At 45.1% G+C, this 13,798-nt stretch carries 9 protein-coding genes and 2 riboswitches; of the genes, 5 read left to right on the plus strand and 4 right to left on the minus strand.

Annotated elements, in window-relative coordinates; translation table 11 throughout:
- Positions 1 to 183 precede the first annotated feature (183 nt).
- The 3 genes from AM500_RS06140 to AM500_RS06150 are packed head-to-tail and all read left to right on the plus strand — an operon-like array spanning position 184 to position 5,217.
- Complete coding sequence (locus AM500_RS06140; RefSeq protein ID WP_053598452.1) at positions 184 to 1,269, plus strand: hypothetical protein; 1,086 nt, start codon at positions 184 to 186, stop codon at positions 1,267 to 1,269.
- Positions 1,269 to 3,395, plus strand: coding sequence for an McrB family protein (locus AM500_RS06145; RefSeq protein WP_053598453.1), 2,127 nt, complete (start codon positions 1,269 to 1,271; stop codon positions 3,393 to 3,395). The genes AM500_RS06140 and AM500_RS06145 overlap by 1 nt, the downstream gene beginning before the upstream one ends.
- Complete coding sequence (locus AM500_RS06150; protein WP_053598454.1) at positions 3,379 to 5,217, plus strand: DUF2357 domain-containing protein; 1,839 nt, start codon at positions 3,379 to 3,381, stop codon at positions 5,215 to 5,217. Before AM500_RS06145 ends, AM500_RS06150 begins: the two co-directional genes overlap by 17 nt.
- Positions 5,218 to 5,581: 364 nt before the next feature.
- Here the strand turns inward: AM500_RS06150 and AM500_RS06155 are convergent, their stop codons facing one another.
- From AM500_RS06155 to AM500_RS06170, 4 genes are all read right to left on the minus strand, one after another.
- Positions 5,582 to 6,790, minus strand: coding sequence for a M20 family metallopeptidase (locus tag AM500_RS06155; protein WP_053598455.1), 1,209 nt, complete (start codon positions 6,788 to 6,790; stop codon positions 5,582 to 5,584).
- Between the two features lie 145 nt (positions 6,791 to 6,935).
- Positions 6,936 to 7,766, minus strand: coding sequence for a MetQ/NlpA family ABC transporter substrate-binding protein (locus tag AM500_RS06160; protein ID WP_053598456.1), 831 nt, complete (start codon positions 7,764 to 7,766; stop codon positions 6,936 to 6,938).
- A gap of 248 nt (positions 7,767 to 8,014) precedes the next feature.
- Positions 8,015 to 8,665 carry a methionine ABC transporter permease gene (locus AM500_RS06165; protein WP_053598457.1) on the minus strand — a complete coding sequence of 217 codons (651 nt, stop codon included), beginning with the start codon at positions 8,663 to 8,665 and terminating at the stop codon, positions 8,015 to 8,017.
- Positions 8,655 to 9,686 carry a methionine ABC transporter ATP-binding protein gene (locus tag AM500_RS06170; RefSeq protein WP_053598458.1) on the minus strand — a complete coding sequence of 344 codons (1,032 nt, stop codon included), beginning with the start codon at positions 9,684 to 9,686 and terminating at the stop codon, positions 8,655 to 8,657. The genes AM500_RS06165 and AM500_RS06170 overlap by 11 nt, the downstream gene beginning before the upstream one ends.
- 102 nt (positions 9,687 to 9,788) lie before the next feature.
- Positions 9,789 to 9,890: riboswitch (SAM riboswitch) on the minus strand.
- Positions 9,891 to 9,966: 76 nt separating this feature from the next.
- A riboswitch (SAM riboswitch) is annotated at positions 9,967 to 10,068 on the minus strand.
- Positions 10,069 to 10,287: 219 nt separating this feature from the next.
- Between AM500_RS06170 and AM500_RS06175 the strand changes: the two genes are divergently transcribed.
- Both AM500_RS06175 and AM500_RS06180 read left to right on the plus strand, forming a co-directional pair.
- Complete coding sequence (locus tag AM500_RS06175) at positions 10,288 to 11,880, plus strand: response regulator transcription factor (RefSeq protein WP_053598459.1); 1,593 nt, start codon at positions 10,288 to 10,290, stop codon at positions 11,878 to 11,880.
- Positions 11,881 to 11,893: 13 nt separating this feature from the next.
- Positions 11,894 to 13,675 carry a cache domain-containing sensor histidine kinase gene (locus tag AM500_RS06180; RefSeq protein WP_053598460.1) on the plus strand — a complete coding sequence of 594 codons (1,782 nt, stop codon included), beginning with the start codon at positions 11,894 to 11,896 and terminating at the stop codon, positions 13,673 to 13,675.
- The last annotated feature ends 123 nt before the right edge of the window (positions 13,676 to 13,798 follow it).

Consider the following 13,798-nt stretch of genomic DNA (forward strand, 5'->3'; position numbering starts at 1 on the left):
TTACGATAAGTCAACATCGATTTGCTTTCGCTCATCGTGTTTCCTTTATCTCCTTCGAGCCCTCCAGTTCAATACGGCGCTGGGCACTAAGGACAGCTTCCAAGAATAATCATCGCAGGGACAGGCCGTCTTTGGCCTGTCACGAAGGCGCTTGCGCTTTTCTACTAAAGGGAGGAAGATATTTTGAACAAGGAAACGTGGAAAAGGGTTCTTGAATCGTTCGATGACCAGGACCTTATTATGCTTTCGGCGGTCTCGGGCGTGAAAGTTCAGGGATTCCGGCAAATTAACGCCAACAATATTAAAGGTGCCAGGAAGCTATTAATTAATGAAGCTATTAAACCTAAAAAACTCACCGCAGTTATCAATGTCCTAAATAAACGGGCGGAAGCTGAAGAAAATGAAGATGAAGACAAACGATATCGGTCGATGAATCTTAAGGAATTGTCTGAAGCAGTTAAAAATGGTGCGAAGTTGTATGAAATCCTTTCATCCCTCTATTCAAGCGAGGATGAAGAAAAGCACAAACTGGCAAGCGAGCTTGAAGAAAAGCTGGCAGAAAAACCGTCCATAGAGCCTAAAGCAGAAGCCTCAGCCCCTCCGCAGTCTGCTTCAAATGAAGCCGAACTAAGAAAAATCATTTTTGACCTTGAAAAAAAATTAAAAAAGGCGGAACAAAAAAATGCAGAGCAATCCTCTAAAATTACGAAGCTTGAAAAAAACCTAAATGATGCAAAAGAAAAGTTAAAAGAAGAGAAGAAAGAATTGAATCGAAAACTATCCCTATCCGGTCAGGAGCTTTCCAAGGTAAATGAACAGCTTCAGAGGCTAGAAAATGAATCGGAGAATAACCTGAAGCAGCTTGCTGAAAAAGATGCGTTGCTGAATGAACGGAATAAAACAATCTCTCATTTGAATGCACGCCTGCTGAACAGCGGCAGGACAGGTAAAGAAATGGCAGTTGAGGCTATTGATTCTGAACAGGAGCAAACGGGTGAATTTTCAAAAAAGAAAATCGCCCTGCTCGGAAACCCGAAAAATAAATCAATTATGAAAAACAAACAATATGAATTGGCTATTTTTGAGACATCAGAAATCGAGGAGATTTTTGAAACCGCTGATTGGGACGAGTTTAAGGAGATTTGGCTTCTTAAATACAAAGTGCCGGCTACAAAACAGGCATTCATTCAATCCCGGCTGGAACGGCCAGTAAAAATTGTTAATACATTCATAGATTTACGCAATTTGATTGAAAGAGGGAATTCTTAATGCATAACAAAGTTTGGGCAACAGATTTAATTGGCGTTGTCGCCGAAGATACGTATATAGAAAATACCTTCCGGGAGGCTGTATTTGTTAATAGCCAGGATTTGCTGCAATTCCAAATCAAGCTTATTTCACAGCCGCCTGACAGTTTTCCGAATGTTAAATATATCACTGGATTCGCAACCGACTTGGTCAAATGGGGTTTTGAGGATGACCCATATACAACGGATGAAGAACGCAAGCAGAATTTGCGCGATTGGCTAAATGACAGCCTGCTAGTGTTCGTAGCTGAGCGGAAGATTCTTTATAACCATAATGAGGTTTACCAGGCAAAGAATATCAGGCTGATTCCGAAGGCGGAAAGCTACCACGATCGGGTGGCCTTGTTCCCGGTGCCAATATTCTCCTGTGAGGCACATGGCATCACCTTTGAAGAGTTTCTTGAAAAGGTATCCAAGCGGAAATTCCTAGGAAGGATTGATGGCATTTCGACAGAAGCAAATGATACACCTTCGATCATCCTTTGGAAAAATGCTGAAAATGAGTATGTGGCTTTCGGGGAATTTGATAAGCATCAATATGCCCATGGAGGCTTCAGTTTTTCAATCAGAGGCGAGCTAAAGAGCACTCCTTTTGAAAAGGATTGGCTAGATGATTCATATATTGATCCACTTAACATCCCGAATGTAATGTATGTAACGATTGACACGTATCAATACCTGACAGGTGCAATCGAAGCTGCTGATGGCCTCGATTTAACGAATGCCCTTCAGGAAGCTGCCGCTGCTGTTGCCGCACCTGAAAAAGAACTGCCAGTAACTACTGTGAAATCTGAGCCTATTTCTAAGACTACTAAGCAGGAAAAAGAAAGGACGGGACCGCAGTCAACCGGTATTGGCGTTCAGTCAACAGTTACTGCAGGCACATCTAGCAGTGGTTTGACTTCATCGTCAGCTGGCCAGGTCGCTCAGCATGTACAACCGGCAACCGCAACAGTCACATCACAGCCTCAAACAAAAGAAGAAACATCCGAATCGCGCTTCCTTGATTATTTTATCGCCACTACACAGGAGATGGGGCTGCTTTATTCAGAAAAGGATCTCGTCAATTTCCATACTGCGATGAAGTCATCCAACCTGGTCATTCTTGCGGGGATGAGTGGAACGGGTAAATCGAAGCTTGTTCAGGCATACAGCCGCGCGCTTGGCTTGTACTCCGACCAGTTTACTTATATATCGGTCCGGCCTTCATGGACTGATGACGCCGACCTGATCGGGTATGCCGACACGCTTCATATGGTGTACAGGCCTGGCGATTCCGGGCTAATTAATGTCCTTAAGCAGGCTGAGAAAGAAAAGGACAAGCTGTTCATCATCTGCTTTGATGAGATGAACCTTGCCCGTGTCGAGCATTATTTCTCGCAATTCCTATCGATTCTTGAGATGGATTCAGGCCGGCGCGAGCTTCGCCTTTACAATGATGAGCTAGCGACTCGACTATACAACTCGGCTCAATATCCGCCGACGATTTCGATCAAGGATAACGTCATGTTTGTTGGAACGGTCAACCTCGACGAATCGACGTATCATTTTTCCGACAAGGTGCTTGACCGTGCCAATGTCATTCAGCTTGAGGTGCTCCCTTATGAGCAGCTGAAGGAACTCGGCGATAAGAAGAAGGTTTTCCATTCCCGTGACCAGGTGCTAAATTATGAGGATTATGATTCGTTTAAAAATAACAATACTGCTTTGAATCTGACGAGCCGTGAACTTGAATTCCTCTGGAAGCTTCATAGCGGCCTGCAAAATGTAAATAGGCAAAGCGGGATCGGGCAGAGGATTGTCCGTCAGATTGATTCTTATTTGAAAAACCTTCCTGTCCAAGATGCGCTGTCAAGGAACGACGCATTTGATGTGCAGATCGTACAACGGATTTTAACAAAAATCAGAGGCTCTGAAGACCAGCTTCATTCGTTCCTTGGAACTTATGACAAGAATTCGATAACTCTTACGAAAAGCTTCTTCTGGAATCTGTTAGAAGAATATAGTGATGTATCGGATTTCGAACAAACACGCCAATCGGTGATTCATAAAGCGAGAGAGTTGAAAATGAATGGCTATACATTATAGTGAATTGCCATTTACGATAACCTTTACGCTTGGCTTCCTGGCAGGAAGTGCTGACAGGCAGGTCGAGTCATTCTATCAAACAGAGCAGGAGCTGTTCGACCACGTTGATTCAGCTGTACTTGAAATACCGGAGAATATTCCATTGAATGTAACATTCACGTCCGTTGATTCAACAGCCAGAATGTTCATGGATGGGCTTGATGCTTTGCCTGTTGGATTGCTTGAGCAGGAAGGGGATGGCGGCGAGATTTTCTTGAAGCCTTCCCAATCCCCGCTCGTTTTGTTCCAGCATAATGGGGATGAGTATTATCCCTATATACCTGGTCTGTACAGAATCATGGTCGTTTCAGGGGAAAAGCCATATTTTTCATGGCTGAGGATTACCCCGAAGCAAATCAATGCCGACCAATGGGAAACGATGCGCGATGAAGTTGAGGCAGAGCTCCGCGGGCTTGCGCAGGATCTCATCCGAAAAAGCTACGGACTCCCGAAGGACGCCGATATCAAACTGTCTCCGGATATTCTCAGGCAATTCCGGGTTATTGAGCACAGGTTTCCTGCCATCATGGCATCGATTACCGACCTGTACAAGAAAATAAATTTCGCGATAAAAAAGGAATATCAGCTTATGCCTGAGGAAAAGGCAAAGGTTGTCGATGAAATTACCATCCGGCACCGGGTCCAGCATCCCGACTCTGATGAATGGCTGTTGACCCCTATTAAGAAAATCAACTATGATTTGCCTGAAAACCGGCTGGCAAAGAAGATTGTTAAGTCACTTATCGCTACCCTCAGCAAGTTCATCGTCTCTGTGGAGAATTATCAAAAGGAACTTGCAGCGGAAATTGAGGCACTTGAACAAGAGCGTTTTAAAACAACCAGTACGATTAGCAGAAAACGGCTTATTCTGAAGGATTTGGGTGTGTACCTCGACAAATCAACCAAAATGCGCGGCGCTTTGAATTGGTTCAGGACCGCCCCGTGGTACGGTGAAGTGAATCAGCGGATGGAGGCGCGAATTCCCCATGTGATGACGACTGATGTCCGCTACAGGACCTTGTACCAGGTACAGCGTGAATTAAATAATGAAACGATAAACATTTCTTTTGACCAGGAGTATATGTACCAGTGGAAGCGGACCGACAAAATCTATGAAATCTGGGGCTTCCTGCAATTCGTTAAGCTGCTCCAGCATGAGGAGCTTGGCTTTGTTCCGACAGGCGGCTGGCTGTATGAGATGGATAATCTAATCGAGGATATTATCATCCCGACCATTCCTCCGGGGACAAAAATTACATTTGGCAAGGAAAATTTAACGGCTTCGCTTGTATACGATGGAAGAATTCCGTCGCAGAGTACCGAAACCAATATGGAAAAAACGCCGCTGTATACGCGTGGTACGAACAACCGGCCTGATGGACGCCTTGATTTATACGAAGACGGCATCTATATTGGAAGCCTCGTTTTCGATTTCAAGTACCGTCCGAAGGGATCCATTTGGAAAGAAGACCTTATCTCAACGAATGCCCAGACGACTACAATGAAGCAGCTCGTAAGCTATGCCTCCAACTTCAGCTCGAGCCATCTGTATGGGAACCGGGTGAACGACTATTTGAGAAAAAGGCTGCGGCCGGTGCCCGAAGTGTGGGCATTGTATCCGAAAAGACTCCCAAGCGGTGCCTCCGATTACTATGAAGACCATAGTGTCCGGCTCGTTGAATTAAGCCCGTCATTTAACAATATCCATCTTGTTACAGAGCTAAAGGAAGTCATCAACGACATTATTCAAACAAAGGAATCTGTTTTGCATCCAATGGGGTAGAAGAAAAGGCCTGCGCTAATTTTGGCGCAGGCTTGTTTTTTATTGAGTGCTAATCTTTTAAGTTGTATTGATTACTAGCTTTTGATGAGTTTACTAGTGATTAAAGAAATGATTGCTAGTGAAAGTGCCGTAAGTGTTTAATGAGGCTGGTAAGAAAGAGTGGTGCGGGTACATAGTCATTTCTAGTACTACTCTGAGTAGTATCATTTTTCATCGCGAATTTACTAGTACTACTCAGAGACCGGCTAGTGAACAGTACTATGAATAATACACAATAGTAGTAATAAAGTGTAATGCACATAAAAAAGAGGGGTCAGACCCTTACCCCCTGGGGGTAGGGGTCTGACCCCTGCTTTAACGTTGCTTAGTTTGCTTCGGCTGCTTTGCGGTCGGCGAATTCTTGTTTGACTGCGGATAGTGCGTCGGGGTCTGTGATGAGCCGGAGTGCAGTCAGTGCGAGTGCTTTTGCACCGGTGATGAGCGCTTGGTCTCCTTTAGGGGAGGCGGCTGCCTCACGGAATGGAACGGTGTGGGCAACGAGGTCAGGCTGGCCAATCGAGATATACGGGTGAATGGTTGGGACAACCTGGCTGATGTTGCCTGCATCGGTCGAACCGATTCCGTCGCGCTCTCCGGTAAAGACCGGTTCACCAAGTTCCTCGATCACCTCACTAAACAGCGAATCAAAGGTTCTATTTAATAGAAGATTGTCGACTTCATTTTGGAAGGCTATGACATTCAGCTTTGCTCCCGTCGCGAGTGCAGCGCCTTCTGCGACAGCCTTGACGCGTCGGGTTACTTCGTTAAGGCCGCTCCGGGTTGCTGCACGGATAAAGAAGCGTGCCTTCGCGTATTCGGGAATGATATTCGGCGCGTCTCCGCCATGGGTGATAATCCCGTGAATGCGGACATCGTCAGTAAGCTGCTGCCTTAAGGCGTTAATTCCATTGAACAGCTGGATGACTGCATCCAGGGCATTGATTCCTTCATGAGGTGAACCAGCCGCATGTGCAGGTTTGCCGATGTATTCAAAATCTAGCGGGTCAACTGCCAATGAAGGAGACGTCAAGGCTGTTTTTCCAGATGGATGAATCATCAGGGCAGCGTCAATTCCTTCAACTAAACCGTGTTTGACAAAGCTTCCTTTGGCACTGCCGTTTGGACCGCCTTCTTCAGCAGGAGTGCCAAACACGACTGCCTCACCGCCTGTTTCCTCAATGACTTTGCTTAATGCGATCCCCGCTGCGACACTTGTTGTACCGATGATGTTGTGCCCGCATGCATGGCCGATTCCAGGAAGAGCATCGTATTCAGCAAGGAAGGCGATTGAAGGGCCAGGCCTAGATGATTTCTTTCGTGCAACAAAGGAGGTTTCATGTCCGGCAACAGCCTTCTCGACCTGAAATCCCTCATCTTCCAAAAGCTTGATATGCTGGGCAGAAGCAAAGAACTCCTGGTTGCCAATTTCCGGACGGGCGTGGATTGCATGGCTTGTGGAAAGATATAGCTCCCGCTTACTGTCAATGTTTTCAATGATTACATTTCTAAGGTCTGTTTGTACCGGTGCTGCCATCTTTTTTCTCCCCCTTAAGTTTGAGGAGGAAGGGAATGCCCCTCCTCATTGAAAGTAGATTAAAACACTATCCCAAGGCCGTTTGAAACTTAGTCGCATTGCAGCTCTCGCTAATCGTGTCGGCCAATTTTTCCAAAAAGGGCTCTTACCAGCCGATTTCACTAAGCGGTACGAATGTTGGGATCATGTTGCCTTTGTATTCTTTTTCAATAAACTCGGCTGTGTCATCAGATTGGTAAAGCTCAGCGACTTTCTTATAAGTTTTGTTGTCTTTGTCTTCCGCACGTGTTGCAATAATGTTCAGATATGGAAGAGCAGTTGCGCTTTCATGAAAAATCGAATCCTTGGTTGGTGAGAAGCCAGCATCCACCGCGATACCGTTGTTGATGATTGAAGCGGCAACGTCAGGCAATGCCCTTGGAGTTTGTGCAGGAACCATTTGTTCAATTTTCAGGTTCTTAGGGTTTTCAACAATTGCCTCAGGACCGGCGATGCCATCGTAGTCTTCAGGCAGTGTGATCAGGCCAGCTTCCTGAAGAAGCAGCAACGCACGGCCGGAGTTGGATGGATCGTTTGGAATCGCGATTTTTGAACCGTCCGGAATTTCTTTTACGTCCTTATATTTTTCTGAGTATAGGCCCATTGGCGCAAGTACGGTAGTTGCAATTGGTACAAGGTCAACATTGTGTTCTTCAATGAATGTGTCAAAATAAGCGACGGTCTGGAATGCGTTGATATCAACTTCCCCTTCAGCAAGCGCAGTGTTTGGTGCAACATAATCCGAGAACGTAATGACTTCAATTTCAATGCCTTCTTTTTCAGCCTTTTTAGCAATAAAGTCCCAAACGCGGGTGTCTGTGCCGCTGACACCGACTTTTACTTTGACAGTGTCGTCCGACGCCGATGATGAGTTTGAGCATGCTGCACTGAAAACTGCCAGTACCAATACGAGAAATGTTAGAATTACTTTTTTCATGATGTTTTCCTCCTGAGTTATGTTCTTTTTTGGCTGTGTTAAACTCGGTTGTTGATTTTCGCTCCAGGCGCTTCGCTTTCCACGGGCGGCCTGGGAGCCTCCTCGGCGCGAGCGCCTGTGGGGTCTCCCACTGACCTTTTCTCCCGTAGGAGTCTTCGCGCCTTCCGCTACAATCAACTATGTCTAAAAATAACATTATTCTTTAACACAGCTATTTTTTTGAAAAATTTGTGTCAGGTTTCAACCTGTTATCTCCGCCTGATTTTCTTCGCTAAAACATTTCCTAATGTTTGTAGTCCCTGGACCATGACAACGAGGATGGCGACTGTGATAAGCATTGTCGTTGTGTCGAAGCGCTGGTAGCCATACGTGATGGCCAGGTCGCCAATTCCGCCGCCGCCAACAGCTCCGGCCATTGCCGATGCACCGACAAGGCCGATCGTTGCAATGGTGATGGCGAGAACAAGTGAGCTCAGCGCCTCAGGAATTAAGAATTTAAAGATAACCTGGGAAGGCGTCGCACCCATTGCTTCCGCCGCTTCGATCACCCCCGGGTCGACTTCAAGGAGCGAGTTCTCTACAAGCCTTGCAATATAGGGCCCTGCATAGAAAACCATTGGGACGATTGCTGCAGCAGTACCGATTGAAGTGCCGACGATTAGCCTTGTAATCGGAATGATCGCTACTAAAAGGATAATGAACGGAACTGACCTAAATACATTAATGATGCCGCTAAGGATATTAAAAACCGGCATGTTTTCAAGTAAATGGCCTTTACGTGTCACAACGAGCAGGATACCGAGCGGCAACCCAAGAAGAACTGAAAATAATAGCGAGAAGCTTACCATTTGTATGGTTTCAATCAATGCTTCAATAATTTGTTCGGAGTTAACTAGCATGTGCTTTCACTTCCTTAATGCTGACATTTTGTTGATGAATAAATTGCAAGGCCTTTAGAATTTCCTTGTCATTACCCTGGAACTCGACAATCAGATTTCCGAACGGTGTGCCCTGGAGCTCAGTAATATTCCCGAATAGCACATTAACGTTGATGTCGAACTTTTTAGCGAGCTGAGAGAGCAAGGGCTGCCCGGCCGAATTACCGACGAAATTGATACGGTAGATTTTCTGGAGGCCAGCATGATCTTCGATGAGGCTGGTGACCGATTCAGGCAGCTTGTCATTCATCACGGATGACACGAAATTGCGTGCGGTCTGTGTTTTCGGTGCGGAGAAGACGTCAAACACTGAACCTTCTTCGATGATCTTTCCTCCTTCAATGACAGCGACCTTGTCGCAAATTTCCCTGATGACTCCCATCTCGTGGGTAATAATCAAAATCGTGATGTTATATTCCTTGTTGATTTTCTTTAAAAGCTGAAGGATTGAGCTTGTCGTCTGTGGATCGAGGGCTGAGGTTGCCTCATCGCATAACAGAATTTTCGGCTGGGTAGCCAGCGCCCTTGCAATGCCAATCCGCTGCTTTTGGCCGCCGGAAAGTTGATCAGGATAGCTGTCAGCCTTGTCAGCGAGCCCGACAAATTCAAGGAGCTCATTAACACGCTTTTTGATTTGTGCCTTCGGCTGCTTAGCTAGAGTGAGTGGCATCGCTACATTTGCAAAGACAGTTTTTGAATTTAATAGATTGAAATGCTGGAAGACCATACCGATATTTCTTTTGACTTCACGGACTTCTCTAGCCGAAAGGGTTGTCAGGTCCTGGCCGTCGACAATCACATGTCCGGAAGTCGGGCGCTCCAGAAGATTCACACAGCGGATCAGAGAGCTTTTCCCTGCGCCGCTGAAGCCGATGACGCCGAAAATTTCACCTTTATCAACCTTCAAGTCGATGCCGTTCAGCGCGGTTACTTCGTTCGGACCGCTGCCATATACTTTTTTAACCTGTTGAAATTCAATCATGATTCTCCTCCTCAAAACGTCTTTGAATCTACATATGAAAAATAAAAAACCTCTTCTGGAAAACAGAAGAGGGCAAGCAAGCGCAAAGGCAAGCAGCGTCTCTTCTTATCTTCCAAGCTTTTACGCTTGCTGGAATTAGCACAGACTTATTTGTCCGCTGCCGAGGTGTCATAGGGCCAGTCCCTCAACCTCTCTGGATAAGAAAATCGCATATTTAATTTTTCGAAAAAATAAAAGTCCCCTTCAGATAGAAGAGGACTGTAAATACTAAATTCGCCTCTTCTTATCTTTCAAGCTGTTACGCTTGCTGGAATTAGCACAGACTTATTTGTCCGCTGCCGAGGTATCATAGGGCCAGTCCCTCAACCTCTCTGGATAAGAAGGTAAGATTATTTGCTTTTCTAAATTGCCTGACACTTACTTTACTAGTGTATTACATGTATGTCAACAAACTTATACTGAAATATTTTTAAGAAAAAATTTCCAATTACAGTGAAGCGTTTTCATATTCTGGCAGTTGTTGCGATAATTGCTAATAGAGAATGATGGCTTACTAGTTTACAATAATAGTATGTCTATCGATACCGGGAGGGGGATTTTTATGGGGAAAGATGGACTTTACCGAGTCATGATTGTCGATGATGAGATGCTGATTCGCGAGGGAATCAAGCATTATATAGATTGGGAGCAAGAAGGGTTTGAAATTGTTGCAGAAGCGGCAAATGGCCGTGAAGCACTCGATTTGCTGGAGATGGCCAGGCCGCATATCATCCTTACCGATATTGTCATGCCGATTATGGATGGTGAGGAGCTGACAAAAATCGTCAAGCAGCATCATCCGGAAATTGAAGTGATCATCCTTAGCAGTTTTGGCGACTTTGATTATGTCCGCGCCGCCTTCCAGCATGGAGCGGTTGATTATATATTAAAACCAAAGCTGGATGGGCCTGTCCTTATTGAGGTACTGGAGAAGACAGCTGACAGGATTCAGTCGTCCGGTAAAATGAAAGAGCGTCCTGATGATGGGCAGACTTCAATTGGAGAAGTCATCAATAAAATCCTTTCTGGATACAAGGTGGATCTTGATGATCCAGAAGTTTCTTTTCTATTTCCGTATAAGGGTTATTGTCTTGCCGGATTCAAAGCTGGTGATGGGAGTAACCATGCCCTGTTATTTCAGGAGCTAGAGGCATCGTTGAAAACTGCGCTTGGCAATTGTATAGTTTTCCGTTTTCCTGAAGGCAAGGATGCAGTGAACTTTTTAATTCATACTGAGTTTGACTGGAATGCAATTTTGCACTCGGTTGAAGCCGTTGTCATGTCCTTAAAGTTGGAGAACGGAGACCCATCGAGTACTGCTGGTGAACCTCAAGGCGGGGAGCGCGGTCTTTACGCTGCGGTGGGAAGTTATTTTACCAACCTTGAAAACCTTGGCGGTATCCAGCGTGATGAATTAGACAGGCTGCTTAACTTCCATTTTTATTTTTCCAAACTAGGCATTTTGACACCGGCGATTTTCGAAAAGGAAGCACCGCAGCCGCCCGAATTCAGCGTGGACGTTTTCACAGCAGAATTACGGCAGCGAAATTTTGATGCCGCGTTTATGTCTCTTAAACAACATGCAGTTGCATTAACCGCATGTTATACGATGGATATCTTTGAATTCAAGGCTTTTTTCAGCAATACGATATTCAATATGGCAATCATCCTCGGAAACATGGGCTTTGACATAAAGGGGCTCGATCAAGCTAAATATCAGTATTTGAGATTGATTGACCAGGCTCAGACAGCTGGGGAAGTTCTCGGCCTGCTTAACCGATTTCTGGAAGTAGTCAGCGCAAGTATCGAGTTGACTCCGCATGCCTCTTCATCGCTGAATATGAAAAGCATTCGCCAGTATATCGTCGAGCATTATCAGGAGCCATTGACGCTCACAGATGTGGCGGCTCACTTCCATTTCAATCCTTCCTATTTATCAAGCTATTTTTCAGCAAATAACGATGAAAGTTTCACTGAATACTTGAATAAAATCCGGATTGAAGAAGCGGCCAAGCTGCTGACTGCTGGCAGCGAGCCGATATCAGAAATCAGCGCAAGAGTGGGATATTCCGACCACAGCTATTTTTGCAAGGTATTCAAAAAACTAAAAGGTGTTTCACCGAGCCAATATAAGCGGAAATACCTTGTCAGGTGAGGGATGATCCAACATGAAATTCATTCCAGAGTGGTTCGAGAAACAGGGAATGTTCACCAAGCTTTTTCTATTCACGTTTGTCATGATTGTAACCGTTTCAAGCGCGATTACATGGACAACCATTAAAATGTCCGAGGACTTTTTTATAGAAAAATTCAGCATTACCAATTCAAGAGTGATTGCCCAGATGAGGGAGAGTTTCGAGGGTTTTAACAGTGATATTGTCAATGCTTCACAAAATTTGCTGCTTAGTGGGACGATCAAGGAAGGCCTGACAGGAGAGCAGACCAATTATGAGAAAATGAGCACATACTTCAATATGTCCCAGCAGCTTAAAAGGGTCCGAGGCAATCTCGATAACTATGATGTGAGCATTTTTGTGATGGGAAGGAACGGCATAGGGCATACAACAGAAAGGACGTATTGGCCGGTCACTGATAAAGAACTTTTCGACAGTCACATTACGGATAAAACTTTAAAGCATCCGCGGCGGCTTATCTATCATGCCGATAAGAGAACGGGCGAAGACGGTACCGTGGATAATTATGTCGTCGCATCACTCGCTTTGATGGACCGAATCAATGGAGAAATATACGGGGCAATGTATTTTGGCTTGAATGAGCAGGAGTTCCGTGATATGTATGCGCCTTACACGACTAAAGGCAGCAACATATTCATCGTTGACAAAGCCGGGAAGATTATCTCAAGCAATCAGTCTGACATGATCAGCAAAACAGAGCCAGCCTTTCCTTCCTTTGTTAAAAATCTTGGCCAGTCGGAAAAGGGTTACCTTGTCGAGGAATTCATGGACAAGGAGCAGATTATCCTGATGGAGTATCTGCCTTCCTTTGATATGTATTTATTTAATATCCTTGATAAAAAGACTGCAGTCGATAATGTAATTGATAAAAAGGCGATCATCATGATAAGCGGGGCGATCTTCCTCATTGCCCTGATTGTGGTTATTTTGGGCACTAAGGAAATGACCAATTCCCTGACAAAGCTTGTTGATCAGATTTCGAACGCGCCAAAGCATGAATTCCATAAACCGATAGAAGTAAGCGGCACACAGGAGACAAGGAAGCTAGCAATGGCATTCAATGCGATGTTCGAGGAGTTGCATGAGTATGTCGATCAGTTGATTGATGCGCAAAAGCAGCGGCGGACTGCTGAACTGGCCGCGCTTCAGCAGCAAATTAATCCTCATTTTCTGTACAATACACTGACCTCGATTAAATTTATGGTCAGACAGGGGGATGTCGAGGAAACCGAAAAGACAATGAATGCCTTCATCTCGCTCCTGCAAAATACGCTTGGCACTGTCAGCGAGACGATTACGGTTTCCCAGGAAATTGAGAACCTTAAGCACTATGTGCTAATCAACCAGAAACGGTATGGCGACCGCATAAAAGTAAATTATTTTGTCAGCCCGGATGCTGTTTCCTGTAAAATTCCAAAGCTGGTCCTGCAGCCATTTATCGAGAATTCGTTTTTCCATGGATTCAATCATAAGCCTGGGGGAAATATTCATGTGATGGTCTGGAAGGAAGAGGGGACCTTAATTTGTGAAGTGGTTGACAATGGAGATGGTATGGAGGTTGCCCCCGGCGGAAATCTTCCCGCTACTAAAAGGAAACAGCAGCTTTTCTCAGGAATCGGTGTTAAAAACGTCCATGAGCGGATTCAGCTGATTTACGGCGAAAACTATGGTGTTTCGATTACTAGCAAGCTTGGGGAAGGAACGAAAATCAGGATTACCATCCCTGCCGAAAGTGATGAGGATGCCGATCAATAAATATGGATAAACAGAAAGTCAGCCCCCGGAGTGCTTTTTGGTACCGGCAGGCTGGCTTTTGGTATTTTTATAACCGCAATCTAAAAAAAATCCAAATAACCAAAAATAATCGAAAGTCAGACG

Origin of the sequence: Bacillus sp. FJAT-18017 (genome assembly GCF_001278805.1) — a bacterium.
Taxonomy (GTDB): Bacteria; Bacillota; Bacilli; order Bacillales; family Cytobacillaceae; genus Bacillus_D.

Excerpts from the sequence above, each read along its gene's own strand:
- AM500_RS06155 (WP_053598455.1), bottom strand. The coding sequence starts at position 6,790 with ATGGCAGCACCGGTACAAACAGACCTTAGAAATGTAATCATTGAAAAC.
- AM500_RS06175 (WP_053598459.1), top strand. The coding sequence starts at position 10,288 with ATGGGGAAAGATGGACTTTACCGAGTCATGATTGTCGATGATGAGATG.
- AM500_RS06160 (WP_053598456.1), bottom strand. The coding sequence starts at position 7,766 with ATGAAAAAAGTAATTCTAACATTTCTCGTATTGGTACTGGCAGTTTTC.
- AM500_RS06150 (WP_053598454.1), top strand. The coding sequence starts at position 3,379 with ATGGCTATACATTATAGTGAATTGCCATTTACGATAACCTTTACGCTT.
- AM500_RS06145 (WP_053598453.1), top strand. The coding sequence starts at position 1,269 with ATGCATAACAAAGTTTGGGCAACAGATTTAATTGGCGTTGTCGCCGAA.
- AM500_RS06180 (WP_053598460.1), top strand. The coding sequence starts at position 11,894 with ATGAAATTCATTCCAGAGTGGTTCGAGAAACAGGGAATGTTCACCAAG.
- AM500_RS06165 (WP_053598457.1), bottom strand. The coding sequence starts at position 8,665 with ATGCTAGTTAACTCCGAACAAATTATTGAAGCATTGATTGAAACCATA.
- AM500_RS06170 (WP_053598458.1), bottom strand. The coding sequence starts at position 9,686 with ATGATTGAATTTCAACAGGTTAAAAAAGTATATGGCAGCGGTCCGAAC.